Genomic DNA, 22,011 nt, shown 5'->3' with positions numbered 1-22,011 from the left:
AACCGCATGACCTCGAACGCGTGCTCGGCCAACGGCCCGACGAACGCCAACTCCCCCGGCCGGAGGCCGCCGCCCGGCGGCTGTACGGGTCGGTCACGGGTGCGTCGCGCTCCGCTGCTCGGCGACCTGCCGACCCAACTGCTCGACGAGGTGCCGCACACCCGGCCCGGTGCCGGCCACCTCGACGACGTCGGCCTCAAGGAACAGCCACGCCGCGCGCCGCGCCACGTGCTCGGCCACCGGGAACCGCAGGTGCCCGCACACGATCCGGACCACGTCGCCCGCGCCCGCGGCCTCGACGTCCACGCCGTCCGTGGACAGCGCGTCGAGCGACACCTCGTGCAACCGGCGGACCACCGCGCCGACCTGGGCCGGCGCGGTGACGCCCTCGAACGGCGGTGCGTCGGTGAACGCGTTGACGAACTCGGCGGCGGCGCGCCGGATGCGTTCGAGGACTCGCTCCGCCCCCTTGATGCCGCGCATGTCGGCCATGCGGTAGCCGTGCCGGTCCAGCACGGCCATCAGCTCGCGCGTCAGCTCCGGCGGAACCGCGGCAACCGCGGGTTGTGCAGTCGTCATGCTGCGATCCCTTCGACGTCGTAGCAGGCCGAGCACTGGCGGCGCGGCCCGCGCACGCAGTGGTCCACGACCTGGTGGCAGGTACGGCAGGTACGGCGGGCGCGCATCATCGCGTCGTGCGCCTGCCACTCCGCCGGGGTCATCGGCAGCACCGGGCGGGCCTGCTCGATGAGGTAGAGCTGGGCGCACTCCTCGCGGCGGTATGGGCGCCGGTGCCCGAACACGAGCAGGGCCACCGGGTCCAGGCCGCGCGGCGACAGGCCGAGCGCGCGCAGCCCGCGCCGCGTGGCCAGACCGGGCGGCGCTTCGCGCCAGCCGAACACCGGGAGCCCGTCCCGCAGGCCGCGGGCGAACGCGGTGCGCCCGTTCCACGGCAGGACGACGGGCTCCCTGGTGGTCGGCATCAGCGGGGCTCCTTCGGCTGGTAGTCGATGCAGGCCGGCCAGGACGCGAGCACGTCGGTGGCGGCACCGTGCGTGGCGCGCGGCCAGCCCTGGCCACCGCCGCCGGCGCTGCACTTCGGGAACGAGCGATCCCCGCCGGGCACCTGGACCCGGAACCGGCAGCCGCCGCACCGCGGGCCGTCCGGCTCGGTGGCGTCGGAGTGGAGCGGGATGTCGTAGCCGAGCGCCACCGACAGCGGGTGCCGACGGTGCCGCACGGCGACGGACTGCCGGGCGCGGCGGCGGGCACCGGGGGTGGGCACGTGGCCCGGCGGCTCGGGGAACAGGGCGTCGCTCACCGGCCACCGTCCGGGATGCCGTCGAGAGCGCGGACCGTGTCGCACCAGCGATCCGCCACAGCACCGCACTGCGAGCACATCCAGAGCACCTTGGGGCCGATGTACCAGTTGTCGTTACGGGTGTGGACGTGCAGCGCGCGGACGGCGTCGAGGCGTGCGCGGAGCTGCGCCACCTCGGCGAGCAGGACCGGCACGTCGTCGCGGGCGTGCGCGATGAACTCGGCGTCGGGGACGGACCGCTCGTGGGCACCGGCACCAGCCGTGCCGGTGAGGGCCACCACGGTGAAACCGGCTGGTGCCGGTGCCCCGACGGCCACGTGCCAGCCGGGCACCTCCCGCACGGCGGCGGCGTGGTCGACCATCCACGGGCCGGGCGTCGCCGCGTCGGCGCGTGCCTGGATCTCGGCGAGCCGCGCCGCGAACTCCTCATCGGCCTTCACCGGGTACCTCCCGTACCCGCGTTGTGCACGGTGACGTCCCGCTGGGCGTCCACGCGCCGGTCCCAGATCTCGCCCTGCCACCGGCAGTGGTCGCACGATCCGAGGTAGCCGCCCTGGGCGGTCACGACGTCCCGGATCACCTCGGCGCGGCCGGGGCAGTCGGGCAGCCCGGCGGCGGCCTGGTCCTGGTCGGCGTCGCACCCAGGGCACGAGTCGGTGAGGTAGTAGCCGTGCGGGCAGTGCGTGCGGGACGCGATGGCGTGGCCAGCGCCAGACACCCAGAACTCGGGGAACCGGCGCACGTCGGCGATAGTCGGCGGCGGAGCGTCGACCTCCGGGCAGCCGGTGAGGTGGCCGCTCTCGGGCTTGGCCTCGCCGCACAGGCACGCCGTCTCGGGCACCCACGGTTCGGTCGGCGAGTGCCGGGTGACGATGCGCCCGCCGGGCACGTGAGCCAAGGTGTAGAGCACGGACCAGCCGGAACGGTGCGCGACCAGCGTCACCGACGGGTGCTCGACGGCCCACTCCTGGTGCCGCTCGGTGAGCGCGAGCGCGGCGGCCTGGTCCTCGTCGGCGACGGCCAGCGTCGTGACCACCGCGCCGGACGAGCGGGTGCGCGTGGCGCGCGTCTTCCACAGCCACCGGCCGTGGTCGATCCGGCCACGGAGCTGCGCCAGCGAGGCCACCAAGTTCGGCACGGCGTACGCGTCACCCGTGTCGAACAGCACCACGTGCGCGGCTCCGCTGTCGATCTCGGTCACCTCGGCGACGTCCACGGTGGACACGGCGTAGCCGCTGCCGGGCGTCACCGACGCGTACCGCTCGACGGTGACCCGGTGCGGCCGGAACTCGACCAGCACGCCGGCCCGCTCCAAAGCTGCCTTGACGCGGCGGCGCACCTCGGCGACGTCGTTCTCGATGGCGTTCGGCTTGAACGCGGGAAAGACCTCAGCCACGGATGATCACCCCAGACGGCTGCACCGCGGTGACCTCGACCTCGGCGGTGACGGTGGCCGGGTCGATCTCCACCGGCGAGCCGGGACGGGTGTCCGCCAGCGGGCGGCATCCGACCACCGCGACGAGCGCCAGCACCAGGAGCACGGCGGCGATCCCCACCCGCACGGCGTCGGCGACCCGCTCGGACGGCGTGCGGTCGGCAAGCCACTCCAGCGACGCGCCGATCAGGAGCGCGGCCACGTCACCGGCCGCGCCGGCGACCTGCTTGATGGTGATCACGCGAGACCCCCCTCGCACGCGGGGCGCACGACCAGGTCGTTGATGCGCCGCTCGACGGTGACCAGCCCGTGAAGCTCCAGCTCGGCCACCAGGCCGGCCTGCTTCGGGCCGTAGAACATGACGCCGCTCGGGTGGCAGCGCACGGCGGCGGCCATGCGCGCCAGCACCGGCGACAGCACGGGCCCGGCGGGCGGCGCGTCGCGGCGCGTCGCGGCGGAGAGCTGCCCGCCCGTGATGGAGTTGCACGTCCCGCACATCGGGCGGATGTTGTCCCGCCGGTACGTGCCGCCCTGCGAGCCGGGGATGATCCGGTCGCTGGTGACGGTCGAGACGGTCAGCGACGTGCGGCACCGGTAGCAGAGCACCGTGCTGCCGTCGCCGTAGGTCTCCACCAGCCACGCCCGGCGGGCCGCCCGGTCGTGCGACGAGCCCCGCACGTCGCGGTTCGTCGTGCCACGGTGGGTCGCCGGGCGCGAGTCGAGCACCCGGTCGACCGTCGTCACCACCGTGTGGTGGCAGGTGGACCAGCCGTCCGCAACGAGCGCCTGGTCCTCGGCTGCGAGACCGGGCGCAGCCGGCGCGGGCAGGTCCAGCAGCGCGCCCAGCGCCAGCACCGCGGCGTCGCGGGTCACGAACCGTGGCGACGTCGGCGGCTCGGCGAGTCGCGCGCGCAGTTCGGCGAGCGTCGTCACTCGACACCCCCGGCGGCGCGCTCGACGGCGTCCGCCGTCAGCAGGGCGATCTCGCTCTCCAGGTCGCGGAGCTGGTCCTCCCGGTAGGAGCGAGCGTCGTACAGGGCGTCCCACTCCACCGAGGCAGTCGGCACCACGGCGCAGGCGTCGCTGTACAGCTGCACGAACGCCGCCATCACGTCCCGCCGCGCGCGGAGGTACGCCAGGCGCTCCTCCGGCGTGGCGCTCGGCAGGTCGCCGACCGCCACCAGCGCCCGGTTCACCTCGGCCGCGCGCGTGCGGAACCCGCGCAGCGTCTTCGGGGCACGCTTCGTCACCGGGCACCTCCGGCGGCGCGGGCGATCCGGGCGCGCGCCCGGTCGGCACGGAGACCCGACTCGTACGCGCCATCCCGGTACTTCTGCTCGGCGATGCCCAGCGTCCAACCGAACATCGTGGTCGCGTCGATCAGGGCGCGCTTGGCCGCGTACAGGTCGGCCAGCGCGTTCTGCACCTCGGCGCGGCGCGTGAACCGCGCGACCTGCTCCTCGTTCGTCCCGCCGGGCATCTGGCCCACGGCCGTGAGCGCGTCGAGCAACCGCTGGTGCTCGCGCTCGAACTCGGTGTGCCGGTCCAGCGCGTCGTTCAGGCTCGCGATCAGCTCCAGGTCGGTCATCGCGCGACCGCCTTCCGAGGCGCGTCGCACTGCGGGCACATGCTGTGGATGCTGCGGCCGTGCTCGCACAGCGCGAGGGCGCGGAACTGGTCCGCCGGCGCGCCGGTCGGCAGCTCGACACCGGCGATCTCGCGAACGATGAACTTCAGCTCCTCGACAGCGCCGAGGATGTAGTCGATGCGCTCGCGGTCGGTGTCGCTGCCGCACACAACGACCTGGGCGAGCATCGTTACCAGGGCGTCGGCGACCTCGGCGGCGGCGGGCAGGCTGACGATGCCACCGGTCAGCTCGACCTGCGCCGCGTCACGCTCGATGACCACGTGTGCGTCGTGCAGGTTGATCGTGTCCGAGACGAACACCTCGACCGCGACGGTGTTGGCGGAGTTGACCGCCCACCGGTCTTGGACCTCGTAGCCGAGTCCGTGGTACACGGCGGCCGGCGTCTCGTCGTCGATTCGTGAGTGCGTCGACCATGCGGGTTTGGTGAGGCTGGCCTTAGACTGGCCGCTGGGCATGCGGGTCTCCTGCTCGCTGTGGGTGTTTCGGGTGTCCGTCTCGGCCCCCGCTGCAACGGCGGGCCGATCCGTTAGGCGCTGGCCGGCGGTCTGCAAACCGCCGGTCACGCGTTGCCCCTGCGCCGACGGGTGCCGGGCCGACGGCCCTTGATCCACGCGTCGAGGTCGTTCTCGAAGATCCGCCACGGGCCACCGCGTTCGTTCTGGTGCCCGATCAGGTCGCCATTGCGCAGGGCCCGGAGGATCGTCTTCTCGTGGCGGATCGCCCGCTCGGCGGCCGTCTTGACGCTGTGCACTCGGTTCTCGGGCACCAACTTGGGCGGGGTCAACTCCGGGAGAGCGCCAGTTGTGGCTGACGTCACAACCTACTCCTTTCGCGTTACAGAACGTGCATCACGGGAAGTTTTGGGTAGAAATTCGTGACGCTGTGTTGCTCCGGGACGCTACGCCGAGACTCCCGTCACCCGCAAGCGCGCAGACTCTTCCCCCGGATGCCCGCCGGCGGGATGATGCGAACGACCTACTGGCGAGTAGTGTTCCCATAGGTACCCACGAAACTCCCCAATGCTCCACAATTGTCGCCATGCGCGGACATTGGAGCGGACTACGATGGCGACCATGACGGAACGTCCGGCCGCACCTTCCTACGACGCCTCGGCGTCGGGCGGCCCAAAATCTGACGCTGAACGGTTCGGTCAGGCCATCGCCGCAGCTAGAGCAGGTCGCAAGTGGACACTAGAAGATGTTGCGCAACGCTCCGCAATGTCGCGGAAAACCCTTAGTCGTGTCGAAAAGGGGTTGCGTGTCCACATTTCGACCATTTCCTCACTCGAACCTGTGTTCGAAGTCCCGACCGGTGCGCTGGTGGACGCGTACTACGGCAACTCCGACCCCCACCGGGTTCTAGGAGTGGCCAGTGGTTCAACCACTGGGACCGCTCCCACAGGTGTCGAATTCCCCGCCACAGGGGATAGGATCACCCAAACGGCGCAGCGTCCGGACGTGCCGGGCGACCGCCCTCGGGTACCGCCCGCTGATCAGCCGCCACTGGACGTGCACGAAGTCTTCGCCCACGTGAGGCAGTTGCCCCTGCACGAGCTGCGCCAGCTCCGCGACTGGATCGACGGCGTCGTGCAGTACCTCGAACCACCCGAGCGCGCCGAGCAGATCAGCGCCGCGGTCGCCAAAGCGCGCCCGTTCTACGTGCGCTGGCGCGACGCGACGACCGATGCCGCGATCGCGAAGCGCCTCGGCGACCGAGCCGCAGCCGCCGTGCACCTGGCCGAGGCGCAGCGCGCGCGCCTCGACCTCGACACGTGGTTGGCACAGGCCGTGCCGCAGATGTCCAAGAGCGAGATGGCTGCCGCGTTGGCCCGCATCCAGCGCGAGGCAGAGGAGCAGGAACAGGAGGGCTGAAGTGGCGTCCTACGAGAAGCTGCCATCGGGCAGATACCGCGGCGTGTACCGCGACGCCAGCGGGAAGAAGCGGCACACGCCGGCTACCGATCGGATGTTGGACGCGTTGGAGGCAGCCGCCGACGCCTACGCGAAGTCGCGGCGCGTGGCTCGGCTCAACTCCGGGACGCTGATGGCCCGGGTCGCGTGGGGTGACTGGTGGGACGCGATCATGGAAGGTCGGGTGTGGGAGAGCGACCACGGGCTCACCCTCCAGCAGACCGCGCGCAGCTACCTGATGCCGCAGTGGCGGACCGTCCCCCTGAACGAGATCGTGCGCAGCGGCAACGAGAAGACGGGTGCGCAGGAGTGGGTTGACCGGCTGGTGGCAGGCACAGCGCCGGTGGACATGCGCCGGCCGGACTGGAAGCCCCGCCCGCTGTCCGCGTCCTACGTCCAGCGCATTTGGTCGGCGTTCTCGTGGAGCATCGGCGTGGCCCTGGACAAGGAGGTGTTGCTCGCCTCGCCGATCGCGGGCGTGAAGATCCCCAAGCGGCAGAAGCGGCCGAAGAAGTACGTCAGCCCCGCGACCGCTGCGAAGCTGACCAGCTCTGGCCGGATGCGCCAGGACTACGCCGACGCGGTGGCGTTCGGCCTGGAAACCGGTCTGCGTCCCGGCGAGCTGACGGGGCTTCACGCCCACCGGATCGACTGGGAGACCAGGATGCTCACGGTCGCCGAGACGTACGTCTTCCGGCAGAAGAAGATCCGCGGGTGGCCGAAGGACGGCGACGCGAGGGTGCTGCCCCTGTCGGACCGTGCGCTGGAAATCCTTCGCCGACGCCTCGACGGCCGCGACCTCCGCCAGCCTTGCGGGATCGAGCACATGCGTGGCGAGCGGTGCCGCCGGCCGCTGGTGTTCCTCACCGACGCCGACCCGAGAGCGGGCACGGCGGGCGGCCGGCCGTTGCACCGTGACGTGCTGCTGCTCGCCATGCACAACGCCGCCGACGCGGCCGGGGTCGAGCCGGTGAGCGGGTACGCCCTGCGCCGCGGCTACGCAACCAGGCTCGCCGAGGGCGGGCTCGACGCGTTCGCTCTCGCAGAGCTGATGGGCCACGCCGACGTGAAGCAGTCCCAGGAGTACGTCCAGCAGGCATCGACCAACCGCGCACGGGCACTAGCAGCGCTAGAATCGACGGCAGTACGGTCGGCTACCGGGTCTTCCGAGCCCGCTGCATGATCGTCCACTCTGGACACAACGCGTGGGACGTCTACGGGTGGTTGTGGGACGCGTTAGCTATCCGTGACGCTCCCCCGCACTCCTCCGGTGACACGCGATACCCGGCCTGACCTGCCGAAACAGGGCTTTATGTTCCCTTACGTTCCCACCACGCTCCCAACCTGTTTTGCCTGGTCACACCGCATGGCACACGTGATGTACGTGCACGAGCCCAGCCGGGTCCGGCAGTCGAAGGACCTGGCGGAGTTCGTCCAGTCCGCCTCGAACCGCTAGCCGCCCGTCGTGGCGGTGGTCGCGCCGGCCACCGCCACGACGGTCACGGCACGACCGAGCGCTCCTCGGGGAAGTGGCACGCGCTCGGGTGCGTGCCCACCCTCGTGATCAGCTCGGGTTCCTCGGTCGCGCACACGTCCCGCGCCTTCCAGCACCGGGTGCGGAACCGGCAGCCGGACGGCGGGGCCACCGGCGACGGCACGTCGCCGGTCAGCCGGATCACGTCCCGCCGGCCCCGCAGGGTCGGGTCCGCGACCGGCACGGCCGACAGCAGCGCCTGCGTGTACGGGTGCGTGGGGTGCTCGTAGATCTCCTCCTCGGTGCCGATCTCCACGATCTTGCCGAGGTACATCACCGCCACCCGGTCCGACAGGTGCCGCACCACCGACAGGTCGTGCGCGATGAACACGTACGACAGCCCGAACTCGCCCTGCAGCTCCCCCAGCAGGTTCATGACCTGGGCCTGGATCGACACGTCGAGCGCGGACACCGGCTCGTCGCACACGATCACCTTCGGCCGCAGGGCGAGCGCCCGCGCGATCCCGATCCGCTGCCGCTGCCCGCCGGAGAACTGGTGCGGGTACCGGTTGAGGTGCTCGGGGTTCAGCCCGACCACGTCCAGCAGCTCGCGCACCCGCGCGGCCCGCGACCCGCGCGGCGCGACCTCCGGGTGGATCTCGAACGGCTCGCCGACGATGTCGCCCACGGTCATCCGCGGGTTCAGCGACGTGTACGGGTCCTGGAGCACGATCTGCATGTCCCGCCGCCACCGCCGCAACGCCGCGCCGCGCAGCGAGAACACCGGCTCGCCCTCGAACAGCACGGTCCCGGACGTCGGCCGCTCCAGCCGCATCAGCACCTGGGCGAGCGTCGACTTGCCGCACCCCGACTCGCCGACCACCCCCAGCGTCTCCCCCGCGGCCAGCGAGAACGACACCCCGTCCACCGCCCGCACGTGCCCCACGGCGCGCCGCAGCAGCACGCCCCGGGTGATCGGGAAGTGCTTGACCAGGTCGCGCGCCTCCAGCAGGTCAGCCACCGACGACCTCCTCCGCGAAGTGGCACGCGCTGGTCCGACCGGGACCGAGCGGCACGTCCGGCGGCACCCGCGAGGCGCAGACGTCCTCCGCGCGCGGGCACCGGGGGTGGAACGGGCAGCCGGGCGGGATCCGCAGCAGGCTCGGCGGCAACCCGCGGATCGTCTCCAGCGCCGACCCCTTGGCGTCCAGCCTGGGCAGCGACCGCATCAACGCCGCCGTGTACGGGTGGCCGGGCGAGCGGAACAGCGACACCGCGTCGGCCTGCTCCACGATCCGCCCCGCGTACATCACCACGATCCGGTCGGCCACCTCCGCGACCACCCCCAGGTCGTGGGTGATCAGCACCAGCCCCATCCGCCGCTCGCGCTGGACCTCGGCGAGCAGGTCCATGATCTGCGCCTGCACGGTCACGTCCAGCGCGGTCGTCGGCTCGTCCGCGATCAGCACCTCGGGGTCGAGCGCCAACGCCATGGCGATCATCGCCCGCTGCCGCATCCCGCCGGAGAACTGGTGCGGGTAGTCGCGGACCCGCTGCCGCGCGGCCGGGATCCGCACCAGGTCCAGCAGCTCGACCGCCCGCGCCCGCGCCGCCGCCCGGTCCATGCCCAGCCGCAGCCGCAGCTGCTCCTCGATCTGGAAGCCGACCGTGTAGACGGGGTTCAGCGCGGACAGCGCGTCCTGGAAGATCATCGCCACGCCGGCGGCCCGCACCTCGCGCCGGCGCTCGGCCGACGCGGTCAGCAGCTCCTCGCCGCGGAACCGCACCGACCCCTTGGTCACGAACGCGGGCGGCGAGTCCAGGATCCCCATGACCGCCTGCGCGGTCACGCTCTTGCCCGACCCGGACTCGCCCAGCACGGCCAGCGTCTCCCCGGCCGACACGTGGTAGTTCACGCCGTTGAGCACGCGCGCCACCCCGTCGCGGGTCCGGAACTCGACGTGCAGGTCCTCGACCTCCAGCAGCATGGCTCCCCTCCTAGCGAAGCTTCGGGTCGAGGGCTTCGCGGACCGCGTCGCCCAGCATCACGAACGCCAGCACGGTCGCGGTCAGGAAACCGGCCGGGAACAGCAGCGCGTGCGGCGCGACGCGCAGGTAGTCCTTGGCGCTGTTGATCATCACGCCCCACGACACGACCGGCTGCCGCAGCCCGATGCCCAGGTAGGACAGGGTGGCCTCGGCTCCGATGAACGCGCCCAGCGCGATCGTCGAGTACACCAGCACCGGCGCGACGCAGTTGGGCAGCAGGTGCTTGCCGATGATCCGCCGCGACGACGCGCCCAGCGCGCGGGCCGCCTTCACGTAGTCCTGCTGCTTGGCCGCGATGGCGGTGGACCGCATGATCCGCATCGCCACCGGCCACGACAGCACGGAGATCGACAGCACCACCTGGGCCACGATCCGCACCGGCCCCGCGTCGCCGCCCGCGTTCAACGTGGTCAGGATGACGATCGCGCCCAGCACGAACGGCACGCCCACGAACACGTCGGCGATCCGCGACACCACGGCGTCCAGCCACCCGCCGTAGTAGCCCGCCAGCATCCCGATCGTCGCGCCGACCAGCACCACGCCGAGCGTGGCCAGCAGCCCGACCACGATCGACGCCCGCGCGCCGTGGACGACGCGCGTGTAGACGTCGTACCCCTGGTTGTCGTACCCGAACCAGGCGGCCGACGACGGCGCGCCGCGCGACCGCGACAGGTCCGCGGCGTTCGGGTCGCCCGAGGCGAACAGGCCGGGGAACGCCGCCATCAGCAGCACGAGCAGGATCAACGACACCGACACCCAGAACAGCGGACGCCGCCGCAGGGCGTGCCAGGCGTCCCCGAACAGCCCGCGCGGCCGCTCGGCGACCAGCGAGGCGATCTGATCAGTCATAGCGGATCCTCGGGTCCAAGACCGCGTACAGCAGGTCCACCAGCAGCGTCATCAGCAGGTACACGAGCACCAGCACGGTGACCACGCCCGTCACCATCGCGCCGTCCTTGGTCAGGATCGACCGGAACACCAGGCCGCCGACGCCGGGCACGTTGAAGATCCCCTCGGTGACGATCGCGCCGCCGAGGAACGCGCCCAGGTCCGTGCCCAGGAACGTGACGACCGGGATCAGCGAGTTGCGCAGCAGGTGCACGCCCACGATCCGCCGCCCGGTCAGGCCCTTCGCCAGCGCCGTGCGCACGTAGTCCGCCCGCCGGTTCTCGGCGATGCTCGCCCGGGTCAGCCGGGCCACGTACGCCATCGACAGGCTGGCCAGCACGAACCCGGGCACGACCAGGTTGCCGAACGACGGCGTGGTCACGGTCGGCGCGATCCACCCGAGCTGCAGCCCGAACAACAGCTGCACCACGTACCCGGTGACGAACACCGGGATGGAGATCAGGAACAACGTCGACACCAGCACCAGGCTGTCCAGGAACCCGCGCCCGCGCAGGCCGGACACCACGCCGGCGGTGATGCCGATGACGGCCTCGATCAGCAGCGCCACCAGCGCGAGGCGCAGCGTCACCGGGAACGTCGCGGCGATCCGGTCCACCACCTGCACGCCCGACGACGTGACGCCGAAGTCGCCTTGGACCAGGTTCACCAGGTACTTCCAGTACTGCACCAGCAGCGGGTCGTCGAGGTTGAACCGGTCCCGCATCATCGACACGTACGAGTCCGGGCAGTCGCGCTCGCCGCACTTGCCCTCGAACGGGTCGCCCGGCACCGCCCACACCAGCACGTAGATCAGGAACGTGGTGCCGACGAACACCGGCACCATCTGCAACAACCTGCGCAGCACGTACCGCCCCAACGGGCACTCCCCTCGGCCGGGGCCGGCCCGGGACGCGCCCGGACCGGCCCGACTGGCGAACCGGTGCTAGGCCACTTCCACCGAGTAGAGGTCCAGCGTGCGGAACGGGTCCAGGTTGGCCACCTTGAGCCGGTCGGACCGCCCGGCGATGGTGTGCTGCGTCCACAGCGGGATGGCCGGCAGGTCCTCGGCCAGCATCTTCTCCGCCTCCAGGTACAGCTCGATCGCCTCGTCCTCGCTCGCCGCCTTGTCGGCCTCGGCGAGCTTCGCGTCGAACGCCGGGTTGGAGTACAGCCCGTCGTTGGAGGACGCGCCGGTGCGGAACAGCGGCGTGAGCCAGTTCTCGATCGACGGGTAGTCGGCGACCCAGCCGGCCCGGTACATGCCGGTCATCTCGTGCGCGTTCACCTTCTGGCGGAACTCGCCGAAGCTCGTGGTCGGCACGAACCTGGCCTCCACGCCGAGGGTGTTCTTGATGCTGTTGACGACCGCCTCGGCCCACTCCTGGTGCCCGCCGTCGGTGTTGGACTGGAGCACGATCTCGCCGGTGTAGCCGGACTTCGCCAGCGCTTCCTTGGCCTTCTCCGGGTTGTACGTGCAGTACTCGCCGCACTGGCCGGGCCGGTAGCCCTTCATCAGCGGGTGCACCCAGCCGTCCGCGGGCTTGCGGGTGCCCTCGAAGATCCGCTGGGTGATCTCCTCGCGGTTGATCGCCAGGGAGATCGCGCGGCGCAGCTCCACGTTGTCGTAGGGCTTCTGGTACATCGGGAACGCGATCGTGGTGTTGTTCAGCGTCTCCCGCTGCACGACCCGTTCGCCGAGGTCCGACTCGTACTGCTTGCCCGCCAGCGCGTTGGGCGGCAACTCCTCCATGAAGTCCAGGTTGTTCGCGACCAGGTCGGCGTAGGCCGACTCGCGGCTCTGGTAGACCTTGAGCGTGAGGTCCTTGAACTTCGGCTTGTCGTTGCCCTGGTACTCGTCGTAGCGCGTCAGCTTGATGTCGGTGCCGACGGTGCGCGAGACGTACTTGAACGGGCCGTTGCCGATCGGGTGCGCCTCGAAGGCCGCGCGGTCGGCGAAGAACGCCTCCGGCAGCGGCGAGAACACCTCGTAGCCGATCGTCACCGGGAACACCGAGAACGCCTCGGACAACGTGATCTTGAACGTGTGCTCGTCCACGACCTCCAGCCCGGACAGGGTCTCGGCGGTCGGCGCCGGCGCCGCCTGCGGCCCGTCCGGGCCGTCGGGGTCGGCCGGGTGGACGGCGTCGTAGCCCTCGATCTGGGAGAAGAAGCTCGCGCCCTGGGTGGCGTTGGGCCCGTAGGCGGTCCAGTTCCAGGCGTCCACGAAGCTCTTGGCGGTGACCGGGCTGCCGTCGTGGAACTTCCAGCCCTGCTTGATCTTGACGGTGAAGACCTTCGAGTCGGTGGTGTCGATCGACTCGGCCATGGCGTTGACCGGCTGGGCGTCCTCGGCGCGGTACTCGACCAGGCCGGTGAACAGCGGGTCGAGGACGCGGCTGCCGCCGGTCTCGGTCGTGTTGCCCGGGACGAGCGGGTTCTCCGGCTCGGTGTTGAAGATGGTGATGCCGGCGTCGGTGTTCGAGCCGGCGGGCGTCTCCGCCGTGCCGCACGCCGCGGCCACCAAGGCGACCGCGACGGCTGCGGGGACTAATCGTGCACGGGACATGGGTCCTCCCACCTGATCGGGCGTAACCGAGCAGAGTCGACCGCTTTCACAGCGTGGGAGAGAACCTATTGGCCTGGTGACAGGGGCCACATGGCTGAGTGCGTCACAACCTCGTCACGATCAATCCCAGTTGACAGTGATCATGACGCACCGTCACGGTCACGCCAGCGAGAACGCGAGGCCGTCGAGGATGTCGTGCTCGCTCGCCACGAGTTCGGTCACCCCACGTGACTCCAGGTGGTCGGCCAGCGTCCGGACGACCAGCGCGCCACCACAGATCACGTCCACCCGGCCGGGGTGCATCGGACCGAGCGCGGCACGCTCGTCGTGCCCCAGGGTGAGCAGCTCGGCGGTGACCTCCCGGACGCGGTCCAGGCCGATCCGGGCGAGGTGGATCTCCTGCGGGTCGTACCGCGGCAGCTCCTTGGCCAGGGCGACCAGCGTCGTGACGGTCCCCGCCACCCCGATCCACGTCCGGGCGCGGTCGACGGGCACCGCGTCGAACGCCTCGGCGAGCACGTCCCCGGTCACCCGGACCGCCTCCTCGACCTCGGCCTCGGTCGGCGGGTCGGTGTGCAGGCAGCGCTCGGTGAGCCGCACGCAGCCGATGTCGACCGACCGGGCCGCCTCCACCTCGCCGCGCACGCCGTCCCACGTGCCCAGGACCAGTTCGGTCGACCCGCCCCCGATGTCGGAGACGAGGAAGGGCCCTTCGTCGGCGTCCAAGTCGGACACCGCGCCGGTGAACGACAGGCGCGCCTCCTCGTCACCGCTGATGACCTCCGCCTCGGCCCCGAGCACCTCCCGCGTCATGTCGAAGAAGGCGTCCTTGTTGGCCGCGTCGCGCGTCGCCGACGTCGCCACCATCCGAACGCGCTCGGCTCCCTTGCGCCGCAACACGTTCGCGTAATCCACCAGCGCCGCCCGCGTCCGCTCGACGGCCTCGGGCCGCAACTCGCCGGTCGCGTCCACCCCCTGCCCCAACCGCACGACCCGCATCTCCCGGTGCACGTCCCGCAACCACCGCTCACCACTGTCCGAAGTGGTCACATCGGCGACCAGCAACCGGATCGAGTTGGTCCCGCAGTCGATCGCGGCCACGCGCGCCATACCCAACGTCCTTCCCGACACAACCGACAACACCCGCAACCAGCCTAGTCTCCGCCAATCCCCCGCCAACCCACCTCACCGCTCCCCCACCACCACCAAACTCCCACCTCACCGCTCCCCGCCTCACCGCTCCCCGACACGTCCACCTCACCGCTCTTCCCACAAAGGAGGGCTTCGTGTCATCCCGCCGACCTGGCGCAGCCCTACCGCACGTGTCAAGGGGGCACTGTGCAGGTCTTGCCCGATCGTGCGCTGATGTCGCCCCCTTGACGCGTGTGGTAGCCCTCCGGGAGGTCGGCGGGATGACACGGAGTCCGGACCACGCTGGTTCGGGAGCTGCCCGCACAGACCCCGTCATCCTGCTGGCCTGCCCGTCCGGCGAGGACGCTTGTGAGTTTTTAGTTTTTGGTAGTTAAAAGCAAAAGACAAAAACCAAAAGCGTCCTCGCCGGACGGGCAGATCAGCAGGATGACGGGGTTTGGTCCTGATCCCCCGCTGCGTCGTTGGTCCCGGACTCCGTGCCATCCCACCGACCTCCACAAGGGCTACCACACGCGTCAAGGGGGCGGTATAGGCACACGACCAGGCAAAACATGCACACGCCCCCTTGACACGTGCGGTAGGGCTGCGCCAGGTCGGCGGGATGACACGAAGCCCTCCTTTTGTGGGGAAGGCCGGTGCACAAAAGCAGGGGGTGTTCGGGGAGCGGGCCGGGGAAGGTCTCGTGGGCAGGTGCGGGAGAGGGCCCGGTGGGTGTTGGCCTCGATCCGTTGACCGGTGCAGGCGGAGCCTTCGGCTAGGTGCCGATCGGTGTCAGGTGGCCCGCATCGACGACGTGGTCAGGTGGCCCGCATCGACGACGTGATCGACGGCGGCTGGGAGGAGGCCGACCCGCTCGACGTGCCGTCCGAGGTGCTGCTGCCCGGCGCCGTCGTCCCGACCGTGGCCGCGGAGGTCGTCGCGGGCGTCGTGCTTTCCGCGGTGGTGGTCGTGGTGGTGGTGGTGGTCGGGGTCGGGCAGCCCGGCGGGAGCGGCGTCGTCGTGGTCGGCGTCGGCGTGGAGGTGGACGTGGTGGTCGTCGTCTCCGTCGTCGGCGTGGGGCACGTGGGCGTGGTCGTCGTCGTGGTGGTGCTGGACGACGTGGTGGGCGTCAGCGTGATCGTCACGCCCGGCCGCGTGGTGGTCGTGGTGGTCGTCGGGTTCGGGGTGCCCGAGGACGGCGGCGTGGTGTTGCCGGGCGGCGAGGTGGTGTTGCCGTTGCCGTTGGAGTTGCCGGGCGTGGTGCCGGTGTTGCGGCCCGGGGTGAAGTCGTCGTCCGAACCGACCAGGTCGGGCAGCACGGGCACGCCGCTGGCGTAGATGTCCGCCCAGTACAGCACCGTGGCCACGTACTCGTTGGACTGGTTGTAGCGGAACACCGCCTGGGCCCGCTGCCGCGGGTCGCTCAGGTCGGCGTTGTGGGCGCACAGGTAGTTGCCCGCGCCGATGGTGGCGTCGTAGATGTTGTTCGGGTTCTTGTCGCCGTCCTCGTTGCCGTCGGCGGCGTAACCGGCCCAGGTGGACGGGATGAACTGCATCGGCCCCACGGCGCGGTCCCACGTGCGGTCGCCGTCGAACCTGCCGCCGTCGGTGTCGCGGATGGCCGCCACGCCGGGCGAGCCGTTGAGCACCGGGCCCAGAATTGGGTCCACCGTGGTGCCGTTCTCGGTGACGCGGCCGCCGCGGGCGTGGCCCGACTCGATGCGGCCGATGCTCGCGAGCAGCGGCCAGTCGAGCCGGCAGCCGGGCGTGGTCTGCGCCAGCCGTTCCGCGGCGCGCATGTAGGCGTCGAGCATGACGCCGGGGATGCCGTGCTGGCCCTCGCGCAGGTACCCGCCCTCCAGCGGGGGCAGGTCGTCCTCGAACTCCGCCGGGTCGTCGGCGTCGGCCAGCAGGTTCGCGCTCAGCTCGTCGGTCTCCGGCAGCCGGCCCGTCGCGCCGAGCTTGCCCTGCGCGTCCAGCGCGAGCGTGCCGAGCACGTCGCCCGGACCGGGCGGGACGACCTCGATGTCGGCGCCGCCGGAGAGGATCGTCCAGTCGACGGGGGTCGCCGTGTGCAGCAGGGCGGGGACCAGCATCGCGGCCGTCGCGGTCGCGGCGAGGCCCCACTGCCGCGGCGTCATCGTGCCCGGCTGGGCCTTGCCCCTCTTCCGCGCCCGACGCTTCGACTTCGGCACAGCCCCGAACTCCCCATCGACTCGTCACCCGGCCTGTGAACCAGCCTGCCTGATCCGAACAGCGGTGTCACGGGCGCGCTCCGGCTTTGTGCCCGAAGTTCTGCCCTGACGGTCAGTTTTTCACCGTTGACGCGCAGTCGCCGCTCGGCCACCACTCCGCGAGCAGGTCGAGTGCCTCGTCGCCGAACGGGTTGACCCCGCGGCCCACGGCCAGCGCGTGCGCCACGTGCACGTGCAGGCACTTGACCCGTCCCGGCATGCCCCCCGCGGTGACGGTGGTGCCGAGCGGTTCGATCGCGTCCCGCTCGGCCAGGTACAGCTCGTGTGCCCGGCGGTAGCGCGCGGCCAGCTCCTCGTCCACCGCCAACCGCTCCGTCATCTCCTTCATCAGCCCGGCCCCCTCCAGCCTGCTGACGTAGGAGTTCAACCGGGAGCAGGTCAGGTAGTACAGGGTCGGGAAGGGGGTGCCGTCCTCCAGCCGGGGGCTGGTCTGCACGACCGCCGGGTGCCCGCTGGGGCACCGCGCGGCCACCGCCCGCATGCCCCGCGGCTCGCGCCCCAACTGCGCCGCGACCGCCGCCCGGTCCTCGTCGCTCACCGTCATCGCGCCGCCGCCGAATCCCACAACTGCTCGTACCACGCCTTGTCCTCGGCCGGCTTGGTCGCCGGTCGCTGTTCGTCCAGTTCGCGCTCCGCGTCGCCGGGGAGCTGCACGACGTAGGGCGTCTCGCCGGGCCGCACGTAGTGCAGCCGACGCCGCGCCTCGGCCTCCACGTGCGCGGGGTCCGCCAGTTCCCGCTTGCGCCGCTCCAGCTGCTCCACCTCGGCGCGCAGGGTCTCCTGCGAGGCGGTCACGCCCCGCAGCTCCTCGCGTTGCGCGAGGTACGTGCGCAGCGGCACGGCGATGCTCAACGCCAGCGCGCACACCACCATCGCCAGCAGCGCGGCGCGCCGCGTGCCGGTCATGCCGAACGCGCCGCCGGTGCCCGCGCCCGCCCTCGTCCGGGCCCGTGACTGCGGCTTGCGGGCCGCGGGCCGGGCGCGCGGCGGCACGTCCGCCCTGCCCGCGCGCGACCCCGCCCGGCGCGGCTCGGACCCGCGGGTCCGGCCCGCCTGCCCGTCGCGGGACCGGGCCCGCGCAGGGCGGGCCCCCGACGCGGCGTCACGGCCGCGCCGGGGGTCCCGCTCCCGCCGTGCCATCAGCTCTCCGGCGTGTACCGCGGGAAGGCCAGGTCGCCGGCGTAGCGCGCGGCGTCGCCCAGGGCCTCCTCGATGCGCAGGAGCTGGTTGTACTTCGCGGTGCGCTCGCCGCGGGCGGGCGCGCCGGTCTTGATCTGGCCCGCGCCGACGGCCACCGCGAGGTCGGCGATCGTGGTGTCCTCGGTCTCGCCGGACCGGTGCGACATCATCGACTTGTAGCCGTAGGAGGTGGCCAGGGCGACCGCGTCCAGCGTCTCGGACAGCGTGCCGATCTGGTTGACCTTCACCAGCAGCGCGTTGGCCGCCCGGCGGGAGATGCCCTCCTCCAGCCGCTCCGGGTTGGTCACGAACAGGTCGTCGCCGACGATCTGCACGCGCTCGCCCAGCTCGGCGGTGAGCTGCACCCAGCCGTCCCAGTCGTCCTCGGACAGCGGGTCCTCGATCGACACCAGCGGGTAGGCGTTGACCAGCTCGGTGTAGTAGCCGGTCATCTGCTCGGCGCTGCGCTTGGTCTTCTCGAACGTGTAGGCGCCGTCGGCGAAGAACTCGGTCGCGGCCACGTCCAGGGCCAGCGCGATGTCGCGGCCGGGGGTGAAGCCCGCCTTCTCGATGGCGACGAGGATGAGGTCCAGCGCGTCGCGGTTGCTCGACAGCGACGGCGCGAAGCCGCCCTCGTCGCCCAGGCCCGTGCCGAGGCCCTTGGACTTCAGCACCGACTTCAGCGCGTGGTAGGTCTCCGAGCCCCAGCGCAGGGCCTCGCGGAAGCTCTCCGCGCCGATCGGCGCGATCATGAACTCCTGGATGTCCACGTCGGTGTCGGCGTGCGCGCCACCGTTGAGGATGTTCAGCATCGGCACCGGCAGCACGTGCGCGTTCGGGCCGCCGACGTACCGGAACAGCTCCAGGCCGCTGGACGCCGCCGCCGCCTTCGCCACCGCGAGCGACACGCCGAGGATGGCGTTCGCGCCCAGGCGGGACTTGTCCGGGGTGCCGTCCAGGTCGACCAGCTTCTGGTCCACCACCCGCTGCTCGACGGCCTCGATGCCGACCAGCTCGGGACCGATCTCGTCGAGCACCGCCGTGACCGCGCGCTCGACGCCCTTGCCCAGGTAGCGCTTGGCGTCGCCGTCCCTCAGCTCGACCGCCTCGTGCTCGCCGGTCGACGCGCCGGACGGCACCGCGGCGCGCTCCAGCGTGCCGTCGTCCAACGCCACCTCTACCTCGACGGTCGGGTTGCCTCGCGAGTCCAGGATCTCGCGGGCGCCGACCTGCTCGATGACCGCCACGTGCGCTCCCTCGTCAGACCTTCTTGTGTATCGATGCCGAGCCTAGTTGGTGCAAGGTGTGGGACGGCCCCGGCTCGCCTGTTGGGGCGGAGGTGGGAAGGGGTTCACGCGTGGTTCACGTGACGCGGGGCGGCGAGGGGCCGTCGCTGGTGCTGCTGCACGGGCTCGGCGCGACCGGGTCGGTGTGGCGTTCAGCTGCGGCTTCGTGGCCGGGGTCGTGGGTGGCGGTGGACCTGCCGGGGCACGGCCGGTCCGCGCCGCTGGAGCGCTACTCGTTCGGGTCGCTGGCGGCCGCGGTGGCGCCGGCGATCGGTTCGGGGCCGGTGGCCGTGCTGGGGCACTCGCTGGGCGGCGTGGTGGCGTTGACGCTGGCCAGCGGCTGGTTCGGGGTGGACGTGCGGATCGCGGCCGGCTTCGGGGTCAAGCTGCGGTGGTCCGCCGAGGAGCTGGCGAAGGCGGCCGGGCTGGCGGCCCGCCCGGCCCGGGTGTTCGCGGCGCGGGACGAGGCCGAGGCGTGGGCGGCGCGGCTGGCGGGCGTGCCGCTGGAGGACGGCGTGGTGGCCGCGGACGGCGGGTGGCGGGCGGCGCTCGACCCGGCGGCGTTCGGGGTGGGCGCGCCGGACGTGGAGGGGCTGCTGGCGGTGGCGAAGGCCCCGGTGGTGCTGGCGGCGGGCGAGCGGGACCCGATGTGCCCGCCGGAGCACCTGCGCGCGGTCCGGCCGGACGGGCTCGTGCTGCCCGGCGTGGGGCACAACGCGCACGTGGAGCAGCCGGCGTCGTTGCACCCGCTGTTCGACCTGCTGCACGCGGCGGTGACCGGATGACACGCCGTCCCGTCATCCGGTCGGCTGTCGTACGGCGAGCGGAGGCGCGGGTAGCGTTGATCGGACCATGACCGACAGCACCTTCGAGGCGTTCCGCCGGGCCGAGGCGCTGCTCGCGGACCGCCGACCGCTGGAGGCGCTGCGCGAGCTGCGAGTCGTGCTCGAAGCCGCGCCGGACCAGGTGGGCGTGCAGCTGCTGGCCGGCCGCGCGTACCTGGGGTCGGCGCAGCTGAACCGGGCCGAGGCGGCGTTCCGGCGGGTGCTGGAGCTGGACCCGAGCGACCACTACGCGCGGTTCGCGCTGGGGCGGACGTTGCAGCGGCAGAGCCGGCTGACCGAGGCGGTGACGCAGTTGCGGATCGCCGCGGCGATGAACCCGTCGCCGGAGTACCAGGAGGCGTTGGGCGAGGTCAGCGCGCGGTTGGCGGTCGAGCGGGACCGGTGACGCGCCGGGTGGGGATCGGGCCCGGCGCGGCGGCACGTCCGGGGTCCACCGCGCCGTGACCGCACGTCCCGGCGCTCCGGGGCGGGGTCAGCCGCCGACGCTCGCGCGGGCGTAGGCGTCCGCGCCGCTGTAGACGTTCTGGCCGTACTCGGTCGAGTTGTTGTAGGCCAGCACGGCGGCCCACCAGCCCGCGCCCGTCCCCAGGTCGCGTCCGCCGGAGCACAGGTAGTGCGCGGCGGTGAGGGCGGCGTCGTCGATGTTCTGCGGGTCGGGGCTGCGGCCGTCGCCGTTCGCCCGCACCGCGTAACGCGCCCACGTGGTCGGGATGAACTGCATCGGGCCGACCGCCCGGTCCCACCGGGTGTCGCCGTCGAGCACGCCGCCGTCGCTGTCGGCGATCGCCTTCACGCCCGGTGAGCCGTCCAGCGGGATGCCGATGATCGGCTGCGACGGCCGGCCGTCCTCGCCCAGCCGCAGGCCCCCGATGGTGCCGTGGTGGGACTCGATGCGGCCGATGCCGGCGAGCGTCGCCCACGACACCCGGCAGGACGGGTTCTGCGTCCGCATCACCAGGTCGGCGAGGGCGTAGGCGCGCAGCGCGCGTGCCGGGATGTCGAGCTTCTCCGACAACGCCGCGGCCCACGCGGTCAGCGGCTCCGGGCCGGCGTCGGCCTGCGGTTGGCCGGACGTCGGCACCTCGCCCGCCGCCCCCGGCGCGGCCTCGCCGGGCCGGACGTCCAGGAACGGCACGGGGAACGGCGGGTCGGCGGCGGGCCGGGGCGCGGACCGGTTGAACGTGCTCAGGGCCCAGGCTCCCCCGGCCACGACGGCGAGGAGCAGGAGCACCAGCGCCAGGCGTCCGACGAGGTTGCCGGCGCCGCCGCGCGACGGTGGGCGCGGCTCGGTTCTGGACGGCGGTGGGACGACCACGGCCCCAGGCTACGTGCTGAATCCGGGTGCTCGGCCGTGCTCCGCTCTCCCGAGCCGGGAAACCGCTGGTCAGCGTCCTTGATTCCGGTCGGACCGGCCGACGTGCGGGTCCCGGGCGTTCAACTCAGGGGTCCTGGACGTAGGACACGCGCGTTCTGGGCGTAGGACACACGCGTTCTGGGCGTAGGACACGCGCGGACTGGAGGTGGGACTCACGCCGGTGGGGTGGTGGAGGTGGTGGTGGGCGGGGGTGGGGGTGGCGTGGTGGAGATCCGGATGGGGGACGGCGTGGAGGTGGTCGTCGGGGTGGGGGACGGGTGGCGGGTGCGGGTGGGGCGGCCGGTGGTGGTCGGCGCGGTGGTGGTGGTCGGCGTCGGGCCGAACGAGATCGGCAGCCGGGTCGGCCACGGGGACGGCGTCGCGTCGGAGGCGGGCGGGGCCTCGGCGCGGTGGCGGACGGCGTCCGGGCGGCGGGCCGCGGTCGGCTCCGGGGTCCGGCCCTTGGGCAGGTCCCGGTGGTCGGGCGACGGCGTGGCGGACGGCGTGGACGGCTCGGGCGGCGGCGTCGGGGACGGCTCGACCGCCGCCGGGGCCGGCACTTCCACGACGCTGGTCAACGTCCTCACCACCGTCTCCCCGCCCGGCGCCGGCAGCGGCTCCGACCTCCACGGCGACGACTGGGGCTGACCGAACGTCAGCACCAGCGCCG

The 22,011-nt window shown here is 72.2% G+C and carries 27 protein-coding genes and 1 pseudogene; 6 read left to right on the top strand and 22 right to left on the bottom strand.

All coding sequences use genetic code 11. The features are described from left to right. Positions 1–93: 93 nt before the first annotated feature. From ACWEFJ_RS28315 to ACWEFJ_RS28265, 11 genes are read right to left on the bottom strand one after another with little or no spacing between them, the layout of a single operon-like run. The gene (locus ACWEFJ_RS28315) at positions 94–579 is read right to left on the bottom strand and encodes a hypothetical protein (protein ID WP_449715568.1); all 486 of its coding nucleotides are present in this window, start codon (positions 577–579) and stop codon (positions 94–96) included. Continuing rightward, positions 576–983 carry an RRQRL motif-containing zinc-binding protein gene (locus ACWEFJ_RS28310; protein ID WP_449715567.1) on the bottom strand — a complete coding sequence of 136 codons (408 nt, stop codon included), beginning with the start codon at positions 981–983 and terminating at the stop codon, positions 576–578. The genes ACWEFJ_RS28315 and ACWEFJ_RS28310 overlap by 4 nt, the downstream gene beginning before the upstream one ends. After that, complete coding sequence (locus ACWEFJ_RS28305; protein ID WP_449715566.1) at positions 983–1,321, bottom strand: hypothetical protein; 339 nt, start codon at positions 1,319–1,321, stop codon at positions 983–985. Before ACWEFJ_RS28305 ends, ACWEFJ_RS28310 begins: the two co-directional genes overlap by 1 nt. Continuing rightward, complete coding sequence (locus tag ACWEFJ_RS28300; RefSeq protein WP_449715565.1) at positions 1,318–1,761, bottom strand: hypothetical protein; 444 nt, start codon at positions 1,759–1,761, stop codon at positions 1,318–1,320. Before ACWEFJ_RS28300 ends, ACWEFJ_RS28305 begins: the two co-directional genes overlap by 4 nt. Beyond that, on the bottom strand, positions 1,758–2,717 hold the full coding sequence (locus ACWEFJ_RS28295; RefSeq protein WP_449715564.1) for a hypothetical protein: 960 nt from the start codon (positions 2,715–2,717) through the stop codon (positions 1,758–1,760). The genes ACWEFJ_RS28300 and ACWEFJ_RS28295 overlap by 4 nt, the downstream gene beginning before the upstream one ends. Further along, positions 2,710–2,997: a hypothetical protein gene (locus ACWEFJ_RS28290; protein ID WP_449715563.1), complete on the bottom strand. Its 288-nt coding sequence runs from the start codon at positions 2,995–2,997 to the stop codon at positions 2,710–2,712. Before ACWEFJ_RS28290 ends, ACWEFJ_RS28295 begins: the two co-directional genes overlap by 8 nt. Then, positions 2,994–3,689, bottom strand: coding sequence for an HNH endonuclease (locus ACWEFJ_RS28285; RefSeq protein WP_449715562.1), 696 nt, complete (start codon positions 3,687–3,689; stop codon positions 2,994–2,996). Before ACWEFJ_RS28285 ends, ACWEFJ_RS28290 begins: the two co-directional genes overlap by 4 nt. After that, complete coding sequence (locus tag ACWEFJ_RS28280; protein WP_449715561.1) at positions 3,686–4,006, bottom strand: hypothetical protein; 321 nt, start codon at positions 4,004–4,006, stop codon at positions 3,686–3,688. Before ACWEFJ_RS28280 ends, ACWEFJ_RS28285 begins: the two co-directional genes overlap by 4 nt. Continuing rightward, a complete protein-coding gene (locus tag ACWEFJ_RS28275) occupies positions 4,003–4,344 on the bottom strand; it encodes a hypothetical protein (RefSeq protein WP_449715560.1) in 342 nt (113 codons plus the stop codon). The genes ACWEFJ_RS28280 and ACWEFJ_RS28275 overlap by 4 nt, the downstream gene beginning before the upstream one ends. After that, positions 4,341–4,967, bottom strand: a complete 627-nt coding sequence (locus ACWEFJ_RS28270) for a hypothetical protein (RefSeq protein WP_449715559.1) — start codon at positions 4,965–4,967, stop codon at positions 4,341–4,343. The genes ACWEFJ_RS28275 and ACWEFJ_RS28270 overlap by 4 nt, the downstream gene beginning before the upstream one ends. Next, positions 4,964–5,170: a helix-turn-helix domain-containing protein gene (locus ACWEFJ_RS28265; RefSeq protein WP_449715558.1), complete on the bottom strand. Its 207-nt coding sequence runs from the start codon at positions 5,168–5,170 to the stop codon at positions 4,964–4,966. Before ACWEFJ_RS28265 ends, ACWEFJ_RS28270 begins: the two co-directional genes overlap by 4 nt. 253 nt (positions 5,171–5,423) lie before the next feature. On the opposite strand from ACWEFJ_RS28265, the pseudogene ACWEFJ_RS28260 reads away from it, so the two are divergent. From ACWEFJ_RS28260 to ACWEFJ_RS28250, 3 genes and pseudogenes are all read left to right on the top strand, one after another. Next, positions 5,424–5,699 (top strand): annotated as a pseudogene (locus ACWEFJ_RS28260) (helix-turn-helix domain-containing protein); the annotation flags it as partial. Positions 5,700–5,933: 234 nt separating this feature from the next. After that, a complete protein-coding gene (locus tag ACWEFJ_RS28255; RefSeq protein WP_449715571.1) occupies positions 5,934–6,275 on the top strand; it encodes a hypothetical protein in 342 nt (113 codons plus the stop codon). A gap of 1 nt (position 6,276) precedes the next feature. After that, entirely contained in the window at positions 6,277–7,497 is a 1,221-nt protein-coding gene (locus ACWEFJ_RS28250; RefSeq protein ID WP_449715557.1) for a tyrosine-type recombinase/integrase, read from the top strand. 316 nt (positions 7,498–7,813) lie between these two features. Here ACWEFJ_RS28250 and ACWEFJ_RS28245 read toward each other — a convergent pair whose 3' ends face one another. The 10 genes from ACWEFJ_RS28245 to eno all read right to left on the bottom strand — a co-directional run bounded on the left by ACWEFJ_RS28245 (position 7,814) and on the right by eno (position 19,103). Beyond that, complete coding sequence (locus tag ACWEFJ_RS28245) at positions 7,814–8,809, bottom strand: ABC transporter ATP-binding protein (RefSeq protein ID WP_378094042.1); 996 nt, start codon at positions 8,807–8,809, stop codon at positions 7,814–7,816. Next, positions 8,802–9,776, bottom strand: a complete 975-nt coding sequence (locus ACWEFJ_RS28240) for an ABC transporter ATP-binding protein (protein WP_378094044.1) — start codon at positions 9,774–9,776, stop codon at positions 8,802–8,804. The genes ACWEFJ_RS28245 and ACWEFJ_RS28240 overlap by 8 nt, the downstream gene beginning before the upstream one ends. 10 nt (positions 9,777–9,786) lie before the next feature. Continuing rightward, positions 9,787–10,686: an ABC transporter permease gene (locus tag ACWEFJ_RS28235; protein WP_378094046.1), complete on the bottom strand. Its 900-nt coding sequence runs from the start codon at positions 10,684–10,686 to the stop codon at positions 9,787–9,789. Continuing rightward, positions 10,679–11,602 (bottom strand): ABC transporter permease, encoded by a 924-nt coding sequence (locus ACWEFJ_RS28230; RefSeq protein ID WP_449715556.1) that lies wholly within the window; start codon positions 11,600–11,602, stop codon positions 10,679–10,681. The genes ACWEFJ_RS28235 and ACWEFJ_RS28230 overlap by 8 nt, the downstream gene beginning before the upstream one ends. A 66-nt stretch (positions 11,603–11,668) precedes the next feature. Next, the gene (locus ACWEFJ_RS28225; protein ID WP_378094050.1) at positions 11,669–13,291 is read right to left on the bottom strand and encodes a peptide ABC transporter substrate-binding protein; all 1,623 of its coding nucleotides are present in this window, start codon (positions 13,289–13,291) and stop codon (positions 11,669–11,671) included. Positions 13,292–13,450: 159 nt separating this feature from the next. Beyond that, complete coding sequence (locus ACWEFJ_RS28220) at positions 13,451–14,401, bottom strand: Ppx/GppA phosphatase family protein (RefSeq protein ID WP_449715555.1); 951 nt, start codon at positions 14,399–14,401, stop codon at positions 13,451–13,453. Between the two features lie 839 nt (positions 14,402–15,240). Next, a complete protein-coding gene (locus ACWEFJ_RS28215) occupies positions 15,241–16,617 on the bottom strand; it encodes a lytic transglycosylase domain-containing protein (protein ID WP_449715554.1) in 1,377 nt (458 codons plus the stop codon). A gap of 112 nt (positions 16,618–16,729) precedes the next feature. Continuing rightward, complete coding sequence (locus ACWEFJ_RS28210) at positions 16,730–17,221, bottom strand: DUF501 domain-containing protein (RefSeq protein ID WP_449715570.1); 492 nt, start codon at positions 17,219–17,221, stop codon at positions 16,730–16,732. Continuing rightward, positions 17,218–17,817 (bottom strand): FtsB family cell division protein, encoded by a 600-nt coding sequence (locus tag ACWEFJ_RS28205; protein WP_449715553.1) that lies wholly within the window; start codon positions 17,815–17,817, stop codon positions 17,218–17,220. The genes ACWEFJ_RS28210 and ACWEFJ_RS28205 overlap by 4 nt, the downstream gene beginning before the upstream one ends. After that, the gene (eno, locus tag ACWEFJ_RS28200; RefSeq protein ID WP_378092609.1) at positions 17,817–19,103 is read right to left on the bottom strand and encodes a phosphopyruvate hydratase; all 1,287 of its coding nucleotides are present in this window, start codon (positions 19,101–19,103) and stop codon (positions 17,817–17,819) included. The genes ACWEFJ_RS28205 and eno overlap by 1 nt, the downstream gene beginning before the upstream one ends. Positions 19,104–19,213: 110 nt before the next feature. On the opposite strand from eno, the gene ACWEFJ_RS28195 reads away from it, so the two are divergent. Continuing rightward, the gene (locus ACWEFJ_RS28195; RefSeq protein WP_449715552.1) at positions 19,214–19,927 is read left to right on the top strand and encodes an alpha/beta fold hydrolase; all 714 of its coding nucleotides are present in this window, start codon (positions 19,214–19,216) and stop codon (positions 19,925–19,927) included. A 67-nt stretch (positions 19,928–19,994) separates the two neighbouring features. Further along, positions 19,995–20,372, top strand: a complete 378-nt coding sequence (locus ACWEFJ_RS28190) for a tetratricopeptide repeat protein (RefSeq protein ID WP_378092614.1) — start codon at positions 19,995–19,997, stop codon at positions 20,370–20,372. Positions 20,373–20,459: 87 nt separating this feature from the next. Here ACWEFJ_RS28190 and ACWEFJ_RS28185 read toward each other — a convergent pair whose 3' ends face one another. Continuing rightward, positions 20,460–21,302, bottom strand: a complete 843-nt coding sequence (locus ACWEFJ_RS28185; protein WP_378092616.1) for a lytic transglycosylase domain-containing protein — start codon at positions 21,300–21,302, stop codon at positions 20,460–20,462. A gap of 240 nt (positions 21,303–21,542) precedes the next feature. Here ACWEFJ_RS28185 and ACWEFJ_RS28180 point away from each other — a divergent pair, with 240 nt between their 5' ends. Next, positions 21,543–21,989, top strand: coding sequence for a hypothetical protein (locus tag ACWEFJ_RS28180; RefSeq protein ID WP_449715551.1), 447 nt, complete (start codon positions 21,543–21,545; stop codon positions 21,987–21,989). The last annotated feature ends 22 nt before the right edge of the window (positions 21,990–22,011 follow it).

The sequence above is a fragment of the Actinosynnema sp. NPDC004786 genome (assembly GCF_053601135.1).
This window is presented reverse-complemented; position numbering and strand designations above follow the sequence as displayed.